This window comes from Mesorhizobium sp. SARCC-RB16n (assembly GCF_008520305.1).
Classification (GTDB): Bacteria; Pseudomonadota; Alphaproteobacteria; order Rhizobiales; family Rhizobiaceae; genus Mesorhizobium.
In genome coordinates this window covers 110,448-126,793 of record NZ_ML703287.1, presented here as the reverse complement: position 1 = coordinate 126,793, position 16,346 = coordinate 110,448, and the positions used below count along the sequence as shown (strand labels likewise).

Genomic DNA, 16,346 nt, shown 5'->3' with positions numbered 1-16,346 from the left:
GTACCATTCGCCTACCACCCGATATGCGTGCCGTCGGAAGTCTGGAAGGAGCCGCTATTCTCAAGCCTGGCGCTGTCGATGACCATGCGCAGGCCCCGAGCGCTGTCCTCTGCGGCCAGCACCGCCTGATCGCCCCCCATATCTGTCTTCACCCAGCCCGGGTGCAGCGACAGCACCGTTATCCCGTCAACGCGCAAATCCTCCGCCAGTTGAGTGCATGCCATGTTGAGCGCAGCCTTCGAGCAACGATAGGCATAGTCGTCATCGTAATCATCAATCAGTCCTTCGGCCATCGAACCGGCACGGCTGCCGATATTGGCGATGACCCCCATGCGCCCCGCGGCCAGGTTCGGGCGCAACGCCCTCGCCAGCAGCAGCGGACCGAGCGTGTTGGTCCGCATGACCTTCAGGAATTCGTCCGGGGCGAAGCTGTGCAGGCCAGGGTTTCCGCTGCGGATGGCGGCGTTGTTGACAAGCACGTCCAGCGGCCTGCCGCCAAGACGCGTGGCAAGGGCTAGGATCGAAGCCGGATCGGCGACGTCGAGAGGGTGGAACTCGATGCGATGTTCGAAAGCTTGGGCCGGGCGTGTGCGTCCGCAAGCGATCACCTGCCAGCCTTGTTGGGCGTATTGCCGCGCGAGTTCGCGGCCGAGCCCGCGCCCGGCCCCCGTTATGAGGACCGTGCGGTCGCCTTGCCCTTCTCCAGCCAAGTCAGGCGCTCTTCGCGACAGGCGTGGTCTCCTGCCGGGCGATCATGGCGTAGACGTTGCCGGAATATTTGATATGGCGCTGCTGCGTGGCGAAATCGACATGGGTGATGCCGAAGGGAGTCGTATAGCCATAGGCCCATTCGAAATTGTCGGTCAGCGTCCAGGCGAAGTAGCCGCGCACCGGCACGCCCTCGACCGCCGCTTTGGCGACCTGCTCGAGATGGTCGACATAATAGCGGGCGCGCAGATCATCCCAGACATGCCCGTCCTTGCCGACGGTTTCCGGCGTCGTGGCGACGCCATTCTCGGAAATGTAGATCGCCGGCGGCGCGTAGTGGTCGTTCACATAGCGCAGGATGTCGTACATGCAGCGCGGCCAGATCTCGTAGTCGACCGCCGAATAGACGCCTTCCGGTTGCACGCGCCGGTAGCTCAGCGGCGCCAGTTCGTCGCCCGCCGCGATCACGGAGCGGCGGTAGATGTTGATACCGAGATAGTCGAGTGGCGCGGCGATGATCTCGTTGTCTTGTGCGTGGATGGTCGGCAAGAGATCGCCATAGAGCGCCAGCATGTCCTCCGGATACGCACCCTTGAAGACGGCGTCGAGAAACCAGCGGTTCTGGGCGCCGTCGAAGCGCCGTGTCGCGGCGACATCGCGCGGGTCACTGGTGGCGGCCTCCGCCACATTAAGATCGAAGACGATGCCGATGTGGGCATCCGCCACCTCGGCGCGGATAGCCGGGACGGCCAGGCCGTGTGCCAGCAAGGCATGATGACTGGCAGCCACGCCGCCCTTCACGCCGTCCCGGAATCCCGGCGCGTCCTCGCCGGTCGCGTGTCCCGACCAGCAGAACGTCCACGGCTCGTTGAGCGTCGTCCACTTCTTGACACGATCGCCGAAGCTGCGGGCGGCGAGCCCGGCATAGTCGGCAAAGGCGGCGGCTGTTTCCCGGTTGTACCAGCCGCCACGGTCTTGCAGTGCCTGCGGCAGATCCCAGTGGTAGAGCGTCGCATAGGGCTCGATACCGGCTTCGAGCAGATCGTTGATCAGCCGGTCATAGAAGGCGATGCCCCTGGCATTGGCCTCGCCACGGCCTTCGGGGACAAGCCGCGTCCATGCCAGGGAAAAGCGGTAGGCGCCAAGGCCGAGCGCCTCGATCACGGCGATATCTTCTTTCCACCGGTGATAATGGTCGCAGGCGACATCGCCGCTTGAGCCGTCCACGATCGCGCCGGGAATGCGGCAGAATCGGTCCCAGATGCTCTCGCCCTTGCCGTCGGCGTCAGGCGCGCCCTCGATCTGGTAGGCCGCGGTCGCCGCGCCGAACACGAAGCCCTTCGGAAAGACCAGTCCGGAGGCGCGGGCCTCGAGGGTCCGGCATGCGTTATCGATGCTTGATGTCATATTTTCTCTCGATGGTGCTGACGAGGCTTGCCGCTGCCAGCGTCAGGAAAATGTAGAAGATGGCGGCTGAGTTGTAGGGTGCGAACGGCAGGAAACTTGCCGATTGGAATTCCCGCATGCGTTGCGTGATGTCGCGGATCGACAGGATCGACAAGAGCGACGTGTCCTTGAGGATGGCGATCAGCTCATTGCCGAGCGGCGGGATGATGATGCGGAAGGCTTGCGGCAGCACGACCAGCCGGGCGGTACGCCAGCCGTTGAGGCCAAGACTGTGCGCCGCCTCGATTTGGCCTGCCGGGATTGCATTGATGCCGGAGCGGAATATCTCGGCGAGATAGGCGGAATAGGCGAGCGCCATGGCGGCGATGCCGCGCACCAGGTTCGGCGGATCGACCACGCCCTGCGTCGCGTCCTTGAGCGCTCCGGCGAGCGGCAAGCCGACATAGAGCACGATGACCAGCATCGGGATGCCGCGGATCGTATCGACGATGAATTCCGACCCTATGGACAGCGGATGCCTGCGGTGGATATGGCCACCGAAAGTCAGCAGGCCGAGCACGATCGCCAGCACCGCGAGCGTGATGCCGAACGCCTTGTCGCGGTCGTTCAACGCCTCCGTTCGCCACAGTACCGTCTGCCCGTCCGGCACCATCGCGGCCGGAACGAGCGCGGCACTGACATCAGGGATCTTGCCAATCGCGTCAATCGCCTCCCGCGCGCCTCGAAAGGTGCGCAGCGGCACCTCGTTGTTGTCGGGGCCGCCCGGAAATTGGCCGTAGCGGACGGCGCCGAGGATGCCGGACGGCGTACCGGACGTGACCGCGACCTTCCCGGCGAGAGAGCCGACGAGCATATAGCTGTCGCGCGGCTGAAGCAGGAACCACGCCGCGGCGCAAACCATGAGAATGGTTGCCGCGATGCAGGTCAGGTCCGCCCGCCAGCTGTATTTGAGCTTGAGCAGCCCTACCCAGAGCAGCCCCATCATTGCCGCCAGTATGTAGGCCGCGATGGCGGCGCGGATCGTCGTGGCGACGCCCGCCGCGAATGCGATATGCGCGAAAAGCAGGATGAAGACCAAACCAGCGCCATTCACCGCCGCGAGTACGAGATGGACGAAGCGCCGCATCGGGTTACCGGTCTCACGGCGGGCGCCGATGAAGAACACACCGAGCGCCATGATCGTCACGCCCAGATAGGCTCGCAACGGCCTGACTGTGCACCAAGAGGTCGGCGGCATCCGTCAATCGCCGTGGCGTAACGCCTTGAACCACCAGATCGGAGGTGAATGGATCGACTGCGTTCGCCACGACCGATGCCACGAAGGGATGGACCAGCCCGGTTGTCGCGAGCATCACGGCGGCGGCGAGGTTGATCCCGGCGGCAACGACCGCGAGACGCGACCCGGGCGAAGCACGAGAGAAAACAACCACGGCAAGGCCGGCGGTAAAGGCGACGGCGAGCGCCATGAAGCCAGGCACGAAGGCTGACGAGCCGTTCTCCACGCCGAGGATGGCGCGAAGCGAGCGCTGGTAGTTAACCGACGAAGCAAAGAGATAGACGATGAACGGCAACGCCGCGACAATGATCAGATTGCTGGGCCGCAGGCGCATGAGAAACTGCATCCAGTCCCGTCCTCCCGTTACCATGGCTCCGGCGCCAGGCGCCGGAGCCGAAGTCCTTCAAGCGGTTATTTTGTGCCCCAGTATTTGGCGATCAGCGCGTCGAGGCTGCCGTCGGCCTTGATCGCCTTCAGCCCTTCATTGAAGGCGGCGATGTTCTCGTCGCCCTTGCGGAAGACCAGCCCCAGAGGATCGAATTGGAGATTCCTAATCGGCACGACCAGCTCGCCCGCGAATTCCTTTTCGTAGGCGGCGGCATTGGCGCCTTTGATGACAACGCCGTCGACGTCCTTGTTCTTCAACGCGATGACAGAGGCCGCGAAACTGTCATAGGCGACCACATTATCCTTGCCGACAATGCTTTCAGCGACCTGCGCATCGGTGGTGTTGGCCTGCGCCGAGAGCTTCTTGCCCTTCGCTTTGAAATCATCGAGGGATAGGCCCTCGTCTTCCACCCGCATGAGCACGGCCTGGCTGTTGACGATGTAAGGGTCAGAGAAATCCATCGCCTTCTTGCGTTCCTCGGTGATGGAGACGCCGGATGCAACCAGGTCGAAACTGCCCTGGTCGAGGGCGGCGAAGATGCCGTCCCAGCCGGTGGTGACAAACTCGGCCTTGCAGTTGATCTTGCCGCAGACCGCCTTGATCACATCGACGTCAAAGCCGACAATCTGGCCTGTCGCGGTGTCGACGCTTTCCATCGGCGGCGAGGTGGTGTCGGAACCCACCTTCAACACCTTGCCGCCGAGGTCGGCGGCGCCGGCAGCGCCGGCCGTCAACAGTGCCAGCGCAAGTCCGATCAGGATCTTCTTCATGCTCTTCCTCCCATTTTGATGATTAGCGGCGATTTCCGCCGAGATTGTCCGGCTGCCGGCCGATGAGTTCGGGTCTCGACACCAGGGCGAGTTCCGCCGGGTCCTCGCCCGCCATGCGCCGCAGCAGAAACTCGCCGAGCTTGCGGCCGAGAAGCTCGATCGGCTGGTAGAATGTCGTGATCGGCGGGGTGAAATAGGCGCTGACGTTGATGTCGTCATAGGCGATGACGTCGACATCCACCCCGACGCGCCGTTCAAGGCTACCCAGCGCCGACAGGACGCCGAGCGTGGTGGATTCGTTGATGCAGACCAGGGCGGTGGGTGGATTGGGCAGGCCAAGGAGCCTGAGCGCGCTGTCGCGGCCGAAACGCGTGGACAGATCGCCGTCAGCCACGAGGTCCATCGACGCGGCAAGCCCCGCCTCGCGGAAGGCCCGCGAAAATCCGTCAATCCTGTCCAGGGCATAGGAAAGACGCCGATCCGCGTTGATCAGGGCGATACGCTCATGTCCGCCCGCGATCAGCCGCGCCGTGGCGGTGAAGGCCGCCCATTCATTGTCGACATCGACATGCGCGTAGACGAGGGGCTTGCGGCAACGGCCCAGCGACACGAATGGAAAGCCGCTTTCGACCAGCATGTCGATACGGGGATCATCGGCCAGCACGTCGGAAAAGATCAGGCCGTCGGCCGCGCTCTGGTCGACGATGCGGCGGGCAATCTCGAAGGCATCGCCAAAACTGCGGAAGCCGTGCACGGACAGCTGATAGTCGCTGTCCTCCAGCGCCTGGCTTACGCCGCTCAGGATCTGCGTGTATTCGACACCGTCCCATTCATAGCCGACAGCGGAGGTTATCGGCATCAGCACCGCGGCCCGATAGGTCTTGCCTGTCCTCAGCGCCATGCCTCGCGCATTCGCCTGATAACCCAGTTCCCGCGCGGCGGCGACGATGGCGTCCCTTGTCGGCTGCGCGACCACTGGCGACCCCCGCAGGGCCTTGGAAATGGTAGCGATCGAATAGCCGGTGTGGGCGGCCAACGTCTTGATCGTCGGCGAAAGCTCCCGGCGTTCGGATCCTTTGTTCTCTGCCATGAACGACCATCCTCAGGTCGGTATCCGTATCATTGGATAAAAACGTTTTCAATCGGAATAAAAACGTTTTTATCTGATAGTGCTCCCTCTATGGCCAAGGCAGAGGATGACGAAGACACGCGTCACCCCTTTTTCGCCCGGGCGAGCATCGCCGGGTGCGAGGGCTGGGCGGACACCCCGGTTCGACGCCAGGTGTCAGCGCGCCGGTGGTGCGTACATCAGGCCGCCGGCGTTCCACAGCGCATTGATGCCGCGCGCGATTTTCAGTTGGCTGGACTGGCCGAGATTGCGTTCGAACATCTCGCCGTAATTGCCGACCTTGGCGACGACATTGTAGGCAAAGGCAGGGTCGAGCCCGAGCTGTTTGCCGTTGTCGCCCTCGACGCCGAGGAACCGGCGGATCGTCGGGTTCTGCGACTTCAGCGAGGCTTCCGCATTGGCCTGCGTGATGCCGTCTTCTTCCGCCTCGATCAGCGAAAACAGCGTCCAGCGCACGATGTCGAACCACTTGTCGTCGCCCTTGCGCACGGCTGGACCGAGCGGCTCCTTCGAGATGATGTCCGGCAGCACCGCGAACGCGGCGGGATCGGTCAGCTTCAGGCGCTGCGCATAGAGCGCCGAGGCGTCCGTCGTGTAGACATCACAGCGGCCGCTATCGAACGCCTTGATGATGCTGTCGGCGGAATCGATGACGACCGCCTCGTATTTCATCTGGTGGGCGGTAAAGTAGTCGGCGACGTTCTGCTCGGTGGTCGTGCCTTGCTCGGCGCAGACCGTGGCGCCCGAGAGCTTCAGCGCACTGTCCACGCCGAGGTCCTTGCGGACCATGAAGCCTTGGCCGTCATAATAGGCGGCGCCCACGAAATGGATGCCCATGCCGGTGTCGCGCGACAAGGACCAGGTCGACTGCCGCGACAGAATGTCGACGGTGCCGGCCTGCAGCGCCGTGAAGCGCTCCTTGGTCGACAGCGGCACGTAACTCACCTTGTCGGGGTCGCCGAAGACGGCGGCCGAGACCGCGCGGCAGAAATCGATATCGAAGCCGCTCCATTTGCCCTGGTCGTCGGGCGCCGAGAAGCCAGCCACGCCCTGGCTGACGCCGCACAGGATCGAGCCCCTCTGCTTGACGATGTCGAATGTGTCCGCCTTCGCCGGCATCGTGGCCGGTGCGAGCAAGAGCGCGGTGATCAATGCATGTTTCATGGTTTCCTCCCTTGATGAGGCAAAGCCTCTCCTCCCGCCGGCACGTGACGCGCCGGACGTTCTTGAAATCGTTGGTCTGAATTCAGCCCGCGCCGCCTCCAGGCGCGGTGCCCGTCCTAAGCCCGTTCCGCCAGAACCGCGGCCAACGTCTCATCGAGAACGCCAACCAGATGGTCGGCATTGGCCCGGCTGAAGATCATCGGCGGGCGCATCTTCAGCACGTTGTCGTGCGGCCCTTCGGTGCCGATCAGCACGCCGCGTGCCCTCACGCCATCGTTGATGCGGCGGGCAAGGGCTGTCGCGGGTGCCTTGCTCTTGCGGTCCTCGACCAGTTCGATACCGAGGAACAGCCCCTGGCCACGCACATCGCCGATGATCTCGTAGCGGACCTGGAGCGCCTTGAAACGCGCAATGAGATAGTCGCCGATCTCGAGCGCATTGCGCCTCAGCCCATCGCGCTCGATGACATCGAGCACCGCCAGCCCGGCCGCGCAGGACACAGGGTTGCCGCCAAAGGTGTTGAAATACTCCATGCCATTGTTGAACGAGGCGGCAACCTGCGTGGTCGTCACCACGGCCGCCATCGGATGGCCGTTGCCGATCGGCTTGCCCATGGTGACGATGTCGGGCGTCACTCCCTGGGTTTCGAAAGCCCACCAGTGGCTGCCGACACGGCCAAAGCCGACCTGCACCTCGTCGGCGACGCAGATGCCGCCGGCGGCGCGCACCATCGCGTAGACTTCCCTGAGATAACCCTCAGGCAGGAACACCTGGCCGGCGACGCTCGGGATCGATTCCGCCAGGAACAGGCCGGGTGCGCGGCCTTGTCTCGCCATGTCGGCGATCTCCTCGGCGACACTTTCGGCAAACCGCTTTGCATGGTCGCCGTCAGGCCATTCGGCCGGGGCTCGGTAGCTGTCGGGAATGACCGCTTCGAACACATGCGCCGGGCGCCCCTTGCCGCCCTTGCGCTTGTATTTGTAGGGGCTGAGGTCGATCAGCTCCTGCGTCGTACCGTGATAGGCCCAGTCGAGCACGATCGCCTCGCTGCGGCCGGTATGGGTCCGCGCCATGCGCAGCATCAGGCTGTTGGCCTCGCTGCCCGAGCAGGCGAAGGACGCCACCGACAGGCCGGCGGGCAGCGTCGCCGTCAGCCGTTCCGCATAGGTGACGATCGCGTCGTGCAGGTAGCGCGTGTTGGTGTTGAGCTTGGCCGCTTGCCTCGCGATCGCCTCGACCACATCGGGATGGGCGTGGCCGAGATGGCAGACATTGTTGAAACAGTCGAGATAGGCGCGGCCGCGATCATCGATCAGCCAGGCGCCCTCGCCGCGCACGAACTTGATCGGTTCGGAATAGGAGATCGACAGATTGGGCAGCAGCGACGCCTTGCGCGCGGCGACGATCTCCGGGCGCGACCGGCCGCTCTGGCGGAAGGTTTCGGGCGGAATGCCGGCAAGGGCCGCGGCATCGGGAAACAATTCCTTCCACACATCGAGATAGCACTCCTCGCCGACCCCAAGGATGTCGCGCGCGGCAAGGCTTGTATCCGTCGAGATCTGGAAATGCAGATGCGGCGCCCAGCCGCCATTTTCCGCCGGCGTGCCCATCTCGCCGACAAGCGCGCCGGCTTCGAGCCGATCGCCGGCCTTCAGTCGCCGCCCAGCCTCATGCGCCATGTGCCCCCACAACGTGACGAAGGGCGGGCAGCCCCGGGGCTCATGCTCCAGCGCTACCAGGCAGCCGTAGCCGAGCAGATCCTCCTCGATCTCGACGCTCCTGACGATCGCGGCAAGCGGTGTGTAGAGCCGCGTCCCCGCCGGCATGAAAAGATCGAGGCCGAGATGGTTGGCGCGGCGCGTCCCTTCGACGAAGCGCGACTCGAAAATGTCGCTGGTATAGACGGTGCGAGCCTCGCCCCAGGGCCCGATGCCAAGAGCAATGCCATGCTCGGCGCAATTGGCATCCCACCATTCGGTCGCCTTGTCGGGCTGCTGTGCCGCCGATGTCACCGTCATCGGATTTTGCGGATCGCCGTAAGGCACGAGCGCCTTTGCAAGCGTCGCCGGGTGACGGTCGAGAATGGGCAGAAGCTGCGGGCGGTTTGCCGCGATCCAGCCCGTCACGGCACGGGTTCCGGGAGCCGCTTCGAAGCCGCAGGCATGACGCAGGATCGCCGTCGCGAAGCGCCGGTTCATCCTGCCCATGCGGTGCAGCAGGCGCCAGGCCGGTGCTTCCGAGATCGACAGATAGGGATTGTCGGAGGTTCGCTCCCTGCGCGCCGCCGACAGCGTCACCGAAATGACGAGACGCATCGCAATGAGATCGAAGAGCAGGTCGAGTTCTTCCTCCCGCAACGGATACTCGGCATGGAAGCCCGCGGCGAGACGGGCGGCGGCGCCGATCGGATCCTCGGCATCGAGGATGGCATAGGCGCAGGCGACGGCAAGCTCGGCGATGAGCACGCTGTGCAGCGCATCGCCGAAATCGATCAGCCCGGCGATACGCTCCGGCATCGCCGGATCGACGAGCACGTTCCAGTCATTGGCGTCATTGTGGATGACCTGCGCCCGCAATGCCGGCAGCCGGGGCGCCACCTCGGCATCGAAATGATCGAGGAACCGCTCCAGCAAGGCGCGGTCCTGTTCGTCGTCAATGTGGTGAAGGCGTTGCCGCGCCGCACCCGCCTGGCGAATGTCCCAATCGAAGGAGCGCAGCGCGCCGGGATGGATGAAGCCCTGCAAGGCGCGATCGAGCCGGCCAAGTGCGCCCCCCAGGCTTTCCAGCAGCGCCGGGCTGGACGGGCTTTCGGCCAACGGCCGGCCGGGAAGCCATGACACCAGGCGCACGGCATGATCTTCCCCGCCCGGACCCTTGGCATGCGCGAGCGGAGCGCCCTGCACCGTCTTCCTTAGACGCGGCACGGCGAGGTCTGGACTATGGCGCTCGAGATGATCGAACAACGCGGTCTGGAATTCGCTTTCGACGAGCGGCTCACTGGCGTTGACGATCTTCAGGATCCAGAGCGATTGGTCCGGAGCGGTCAGCTTGAAATTCCGGTCGCGCTCGCTGTCGAGCGGTGTGACGCTGCCGGCAAGGCCGAAGTGCCTCGTTGCGATATCGATGGCCTCGTTCTGCGAGATTTGAGGCGCTGGGTAAGAGACGTTGGTCATCGGGCAATCCGGAACTGCTTTTGTCGAAGCTTGGCATGGGTCGGAAAATCGGGCATCCGGCAAAGCGTCGGTTATACCGGCACAATGACCGCATTGACCGGCACGTTGCCGGAACGGCATGGAGAGTGTGCAATGAGGGAACTGGACGCCAAGGACAGGGACATTCTGGGCATCCTGTCGAAGGAGGCGCGCATCCCGCTGAAAACGCTTGCGGGGCGCATTGGCTTGTCGCGCAGCGCGACGAGCGAGCGGGTCGCCTCTCTGGAAAAGAGCGGCGTCATCAGGGGGTATCGGGCCGATATCGGACAACTGGACGCGGGACTGATCCGCGCGTTTCTGCTCGTAACGCTCATCCGCACGCCGTCGATCGGCATCCTCGACCAGTTGGCGCGCTATCCGGAGGTCCGCCGGGTATCCTCGGTCAGCGGCCAGCTCGATCTAATCGTCGAGGTCGAAGTGCCGTCGATCGACCGGCTCAACACAGTGCGCGATCTGATTGCCACGCTCGGCGGCGTCGAGGACCTGACAACCGCCATTGTCCTGCGACGGGACATCGAACGCGCCGTCGATTGAATGATCGCGGCGCCGTCGTCCTTCGCTCGCGCAGGCAGCCTATCTGGCGATGTCGAGAAGTGACGATACCAAGAGTTCGCGTTCGTCCTTCGACAGCACGTCGGAATCGAACAGGTTCATGCTGCGCAGTCCTTCGATGGCGAGATAGCAGACGAGCAGCGATTTGAGGTCCGGCGCCTCGCCCTTCAGACGCTCGAAAAGCTCCCGCTTGAATGTCTTTATCGGCGTCATGAAATCAGGATCCTCGGCGATCGCCGAGAAGATCCAGGATGCCGACGGCTGCTTTTCCTCGCAATCCTCGGCCGACAGCCTGATGTAGACGGCGAGGGGATTTTTGCCATTGTCGTTGCTGTTCGCAGTTTCCAGCGCCTGTTCGAAATCGCGCAGATAGCCTTCGACGAGGCCCTGCATCAATTTGGCCTTGGTCGGGAAATTGTAGAGCAGCCCACCCTTCGACACGCCGGCGCGGCTGGCGACGGCATCGAGCGACAGGCTGCCGGGCCCGGATTCCCGGGCAACATCAGCCGCCGCGGCGAGAATCTTCTCGCGCGAGTTCGGTCTTTGGGCTCTCATAAGCGTCTCCCATCGCAAGCTTAGGCCCAATTGACAAGACCGTCCAGACGGTACAGTAAGACCGCCACCATTTGAAATCGGGACCCGCAGTCGGTATGTGTCCCGATGTCCGTGCTTCGCGCCGGATTTTCGACTGAGGGGACTTTCTTGTTCAAGCGCATACTCCGTATCTTTATCATTATTGTCGTCCTTGCCGTGCTCGTCATCGTGGTCGGCGGCATCGTCGGCTTCAACTTCCTGCGCGACAACGGCATCAAGCAGTATTTCGCCACCATGAAGCCACCGGCAGCGACCGTGTCGACGACGATCGCCAAGCCATCGAGCTGGACGCCGGGCGTCGCGGCGATCGGTACGGTACGGGCCGTGCGCGGTGTCGATCTGACCGTCGAGACCACCGGCATCGTCAAGGAAATCCTGTTCCACGCCAACCAGAAGGTGGCGGCCAACGCGGTCCTGCTGCAGCTCGACGACGCCGTCGAGCGCGCCGAACTCGAGGCGCAGAAAGCGCAGGCCACCTCCGATCAGGCAGCATTCGCTCGCGCCATCGAACTGCAGCGGCGTGGCGTCGGCACCGATGCGACGCTGGACGCCGCCCGCGCGGCCGCGAGCGCATCTGCCTCGCAGGTCAACAGATTGCAGGCTGTGCTCGACCAGAAGCAGCTGACCGCGCCCTTCGCCGGCACAGCGGGCATTCCGAAGATCGATATCGGCCAGTATCTGGCACCCGGCACCGCGGTGGTGACGCTGCAAGACCTCGACACGATGCGGGTCGACTTCTCGGTTCCCGAACAGCAGCTGCCGCTGCTCAAGATCGGCCAGACGGTTCGTCTCGGGCTGGGCGGCGGCGATGACATGCCCTTTGCCGGCGCCATTCGAGGCATCGACCCCAAGATCGACCCCTCCAGCCGGCTGGTGAACATTCGCGCGGAAGTTGCCAATCCCGACGGCAAATTGACCCCTGGCCAGTTCGTTCAGGTGCGTGTCGAGCTGCCCGAGGAGCAGAACGTGCTGTCGCTGCCGCAAACGGCGCTGACCACCAGCCTCTATGGCGACTACATCTTCGTGGTGCAGCCGGCGAAACCCGCCGGGGCGGCCCCGGCGCAGCCCGCCAAGCCGGACGAAAAGCCGGCCGCGGCGGCCACCGACAAGCCGGCGGACGCCAAGCCGGCGGAGAAGGCCCCTTCCGATGCTGCCAAGCCAGCAGCGGCCGATCCGGCCAAGCCGGCGGCGGAAGGCGACAAGCCCGCTCTGGTGCTGTCGCAGGTCTTCGTCAAGCCCGGCCGCCGCAATCAGGGCATGATCGAGATCGTCGAGGGACTGAAGGCCGGCGAGGAGGTCGTCACCGCGGGTCAGAACCGGCTCTTCAACGGCATGACAGTCAATGTCGACAACACGATCGACCCGACCAAATCGGCAAACAAGCAGGCCGGCCAGCAATGAGCTTTTCCGATCTCTTCATTCGCCGACCCGTTCTTTCGACGGTCCTTGCCTGCATGATCCTGCTGCTCGGCTTCCAGGGCATCTTCAACCTGTCGATCCGGCAGTATCCGAAGGTCGACGAAACCGCGATCACCATCACGACGGCCTATCCGGGCGCCAGCGCCGACCTGATCCAGGGCTTCATTTCCGCCCCGATCGCGCGCGCCGTCGCCTCGACCGAGAACATCGACTACGTCACCTCGTCCAGCCGTCCGTCCTCCAGCACCGTGACGGTGCAGATGAAGCTCGGTTCCAACCCCGACGTGGCGCTGACCGAAGTGTTGTCCAAGGTCCAGGGGGTGCGCGGCACCTTGCCGGACGCCTCCAAGGACCCGGTCATCGTCAAGGGTACGGGTCAGCAGTTCGCGATGATGTACATCTCGATGCAGAATCCGAACATGACCAAGGAGCAGCTGACCGAGTATATCGAGCGCGTCATCAGGCCTCGCATGTCGACCGTCGAAGGTGTCGCCGACGTGCAGATCTTCGGCGCCCAGGAATATTCGATGCGCGTCTGGATCGACCCGGTCAGGCTTGCCGCGCGCGGCGTGACGGCGGCCGAAGTGCTGACGGCGATCAACAATTCCAACTTCCTGTCGGCGCCCGGCAACACCCAGAACGAGTATGTCGTCTCGTCGATCACAGTGCGCTCGACGCTGCAGACACCGGAAGCCTTCGCAGCGCTGCCATTGCGCTCGACCGACGGCAATGTCGTGCGCTTGCGCGACGTGGCCCGCGTCGAACTCGCTGCTGCGAATACCGACACCAGGGTCTCGTTCAACGGCAAGCCCGGCACCTTCCTCGCTATCTTCCCGACCCCGGCGGCCAATCCGCTGACCACAGCGGCGGCGCTTACCAAGCTCGTCCCGCAGATCCAGGAGACGCTGCCGAAAGGCATGACGATCGAGGTCGTCTACGACGCGACCGGGCAGATCAGCGCTTCGATCGACGAGGTGTTCAAAACCATCGCCGAGGCGGTTGCCATCGTCGTCGTCGTCATCCTGCTGTTCCTCGGCTCGTTCCGCTCGGTGATGATGCCGATCATCACCATCCCGCTGTCGCTGATCGGCGTCTGCTTCCTTTTGTTCGCGGTGGGCTATTCGATCAACCTTCTGTCGCTGCTGGCCATGGTGCTGGCGATCGGCCTTGTCGTCGACGACGCCATCGTGGTGGTGGAGAACATCCACCGCCACATGGAAGAAGATCACATGCCGCCCATGCAGGCGGCCTTCAGCGGCATGCGCGAGATCGCGTCGGCCATCGTCGCCATGACCATGACGCTCGCCGCCGTGTTCGCGCCGCTGGCCTTCACCGGCGGCCTGACCGGCGCCCTGTTCCGTGAATTCGCGGTGACGCTCGCCGGATCGGTGGTGCTGTCGGGCGTCATTGCCATCACCATCACGCCGATGATGTCGGCGCGTCTCCTGAAGCCGGGCAACGCAGGCCGTTTCCAGCGTATCGTCGACGGCACCTTCTCGCGCGTCGAGCACGTCTATGAGCGCGCCGTCACCGGGTCTTTGAACTATCGCCCGCTGACACTGCTCATCGTGCTGGCGCTTGTCGGCGTGACCGGCTTCATGTTCACCAAGACCTCGACGGAACTGGCGCCGGAAGAAGACCAGGGCTTCCTGCTCTCGCTGGTGACGGCGCCGCGCTATGCGACCTCCGATTACACCGAGACCTACGTCAACCAGATCCTGGGCCTGGTGAAGGATATTCCCGAAACCCGGGCGCAGTTCTCGGCCGTCGCGTTCGGCGGCACGACCAACAGCGCCTTCGTCGGTTTTGCCTTCAAGGATTGGGCGGAGCGCAAGCGCAATTCGAAGCAGCTGCAGGCCGACATTACGGCACGTATCGCCAAGGTGGCAGGTGTCCAGGCGTTTGTCTTCGCGCCGCCGACGTTACCGGGCTCCGGCGGCGGCTTGCCGATTGCCATGGTGGTACGCTCGACCGGCGATTCCGCTCAGGTGTACGAGGAAGCCGAGAAAATCAAGAACAAGGCGCAGGCCTCGGGCCGCTTCATCGTCGTGCAGAATTCGATGGCCTATGACGCGCCGCAGGTGACGGTGACCATCGACCGCGACCGCGCCGCCGCGCTCAACCTGCCGATCGCCGATATCGGGCGGACGCTGACGCTGCTGGTCGGCGGCGCCGAAGTGGCGCAGTTCGACCGCGACTCCAACAGCTATGATATCATCCCGCAAGTGCCGCAGGAATTCCGCGACAACCCCGAAAAGCTCGGCGAATACTTCGTGCGCAGTGTGACGGGCGAGATGGTGCCTCTGTCGGCCGTGGTGAAGATTTCGAACAATGCCTCGCCGGCGGCAATCGAGCAGTTCAACCAGTTGAATTCATCGACGATCTCGGCGCTGCCGCTACCCGGCGTCACCACGGGCGATGGTTTGAAAGTCCTCGAGGACATTGCCAAGGAGAGCCTGCCCGACACCTTCTTCATCGACTATTCCGGCCAGTCCCGGCAGGAGAAGGAACAGGGCAACACGATCCTGATCGCCTTCGGCGCGGCCGTCATCGTCATCTACCTAGTGCTGGCTGCGCAGTTTGAAAGCTTCCGCGATCCGCTGATCATCATGATGGCGGTGCCATTGTCGATCTTCGGCGCGATCGTGCCGCTCAACCTGGGCCTCGGCACGCTCAACATCTATACCCAGGTCGGCCTGATCACGCTGATCGGCTTGATCACCAAGCACGGCATTCTGCTGGTCGAATTCGCCAACCAGCAGCGAGAACTGCATGGCATGCGGCGGCGTGATGCCATCATCGCCTCGGCCAAGGTGCGCCTGCGGCCGATCCTGATGACGACGGCCGCGATGGCGCTGGGCGTGGTGCCGCTGATCGTTTCAAGCGGTGCCGGTGCCGCGGCCCGCTATTCGATGGGCCTGGTCATCTTCACCGGCATCCTGGTCGGCACCATGTTCACGCTGTTCGTCGTGCCCATGTTCTACACCTTCATCGCCAGCAAGGATCTCCCGCATCTGGCGGAAAAGCCGGATCCGAAACTGATGCCGGCGCTGCCGAGCTGAGGCACGCAAGGCGTAAGAGACAAAAAGAGAGGCCGGAATTTTTCCGGCCTCTCTTTTTGCGGTTGCTCCAGCAACTCCGGCATATGGCCGAATGCGGCAACCTGCCAACTACTTGACGATGACGATGCTGGTGTTGGCCGGGCCGAAGGTCTGGACGAGCTGGTAGAAATCGGCGGCATTATCCGGGTGCAGCCGCACGCAGCCATGCGAGGCAGGCTGGCCGAGGCGCTTGATTGCATAGGTGGCGTGAACCGCATAGCCGCCGCTGAAAAAGACCGAATGCGGCATCGGCGCGTTGTCGTACTTCTTCGAATACCACATCTCATGCATGCGCGTCGGCTTGAACGAGCCGGTCGGCGTCACATGCGCCCTGTCGCCGGTGGAAACCTTCCAGGCGAAAGCCGGCCGGCCGTCGACGGAGACTTCCATGATCTGCTGCGACAGCGAAACGCGCGCCACGATGGTGTTGGCGGCATGGGCGGCGTTGGCGCCGAATAGAAGTGCGATGCCCATGAGCGCGGCGGCGGTGATGTTGATGAGCTTCGCGGAAATGGTGGTGTGCATGATGTCCCCTCTCTCTGCCGGTCCGGCCGGCTCCAATTCGATGAGCGGCTTATCCCCAGCCACATGTTTCGGAGAGATTTCGTGAAATGCTCGTTTGGATT

At 63.7% G+C, this 16,346-nt stretch carries 11 protein-coding genes and 1 pseudogene; 3 read left to right on the top strand and 9 right to left on the bottom strand.

The genetic code is table 11. The features are described from left to right. Positions 1-11: 11 nt before the first annotated feature. The 7 genes and pseudogenes from C7I87_RS28590 to C7I87_RS28560 form a co-directional block, all read right to left on the bottom strand. On the bottom strand, positions 12-710 hold the full coding sequence (locus tag C7I87_RS28590; RefSeq protein ID WP_149907368.1) for an SDR family oxidoreductase: 699 nt from the start codon (positions 708-710) through the stop codon (positions 12-14). Between the two features lies 1 nt (position 711). Then, positions 712-2,115 carry a GH1 family beta-glucosidase gene (locus tag C7I87_RS28585; protein ID WP_149907367.1) on the bottom strand — a complete coding sequence of 468 codons (1,404 nt, stop codon included), beginning with the start codon at positions 2,113-2,115 and terminating at the stop codon, positions 712-714. Next, a pseudogene (locus tag C7I87_RS28580) lies at positions 2,096-3,737 on the bottom strand (amino acid ABC transporter permease). Before C7I87_RS28580 ends, C7I87_RS28585 begins: the two are co-directional and overlap by 20 nt. Before the next feature lie 65 nt (positions 3,738-3,802). Next, positions 3,803-4,549 (bottom strand): transporter substrate-binding domain-containing protein, encoded by a 747-nt coding sequence (locus C7I87_RS28575; RefSeq protein ID WP_149907366.1) that lies wholly within the window; start codon positions 4,547-4,549, stop codon positions 3,803-3,805. Between the two features lie 22 nt (positions 4,550-4,571). Then, positions 4,572-5,639 (bottom strand): LacI family DNA-binding transcriptional regulator, encoded by a 1,068-nt coding sequence (locus C7I87_RS28570; protein ID WP_149907365.1) that lies wholly within the window; start codon positions 5,637-5,639, stop codon positions 4,572-4,574. A 195-nt stretch (positions 5,640-5,834) separates the two neighbouring features. Continuing rightward, positions 5,835-6,842: an amino acid ABC transporter substrate-binding protein gene (locus C7I87_RS28565; protein WP_149907364.1), complete on the bottom strand. Its 1,008-nt coding sequence runs from the start codon at positions 6,840-6,842 to the stop codon at positions 5,835-5,837. A 116-nt stretch (positions 6,843-6,958) separates the two neighbouring features. Then, complete coding sequence (locus tag C7I87_RS28560; protein ID WP_149907363.1) at positions 6,959-10,015, bottom strand: aminotransferase class III-fold pyridoxal phosphate-dependent enzyme; 3,057 nt, start codon at positions 10,013-10,015, stop codon at positions 6,959-6,961. Positions 10,016-10,147: 132 nt separating this feature from the next. Here C7I87_RS28560 and C7I87_RS28555 point away from each other — a divergent pair, with 132 nt between their 5' ends. Further along, a complete protein-coding gene (locus tag C7I87_RS28555) occupies positions 10,148-10,588 on the top strand; it encodes an Lrp/AsnC family transcriptional regulator (protein WP_149907362.1) in 441 nt (146 codons plus the stop codon). Positions 10,589-10,627: 39 nt separating this feature from the next. Here the strand turns inward: C7I87_RS28555 and C7I87_RS28550 are convergent, their stop codons facing one another. Then, on the bottom strand, positions 10,628-11,161 hold the full coding sequence (locus C7I87_RS28550) for a TetR/AcrR family transcriptional regulator (protein WP_149907361.1): 534 nt from the start codon (positions 11,159-11,161) through the stop codon (positions 10,628-10,630). A 147-nt stretch (positions 11,162-11,308) separates the two neighbouring features. On the opposite strand from C7I87_RS28550, the gene C7I87_RS28545 reads away from it, so the two are divergent. Beyond that, positions 11,309-12,601: an efflux RND transporter periplasmic adaptor subunit gene (locus C7I87_RS28545; protein WP_149907360.1), complete on the top strand. Its 1,293-nt coding sequence runs from the start codon at positions 11,309-11,311 to the stop codon at positions 12,599-12,601. After that, positions 12,598-15,681 (top strand): efflux RND transporter permease subunit, encoded by a 3,084-nt coding sequence (locus C7I87_RS28540; RefSeq protein ID WP_149907359.1) that lies wholly within the window; start codon positions 12,598-12,600, stop codon positions 15,679-15,681. Before C7I87_RS28545 ends, C7I87_RS28540 begins: the two co-directional genes overlap by 4 nt. A 108-nt stretch (positions 15,682-15,789) precedes the next feature. On the opposite strand, the gene C7I87_RS28535 is transcribed toward C7I87_RS28540, so the two are convergent. Further along, complete coding sequence (locus C7I87_RS28535; protein ID WP_149907358.1) at positions 15,790-16,245, bottom strand: L,D-transpeptidase; 456 nt, start codon at positions 16,243-16,245, stop codon at positions 15,790-15,792. Between the last annotated feature and the right edge of the window lie 101 nt (positions 16,246-16,346).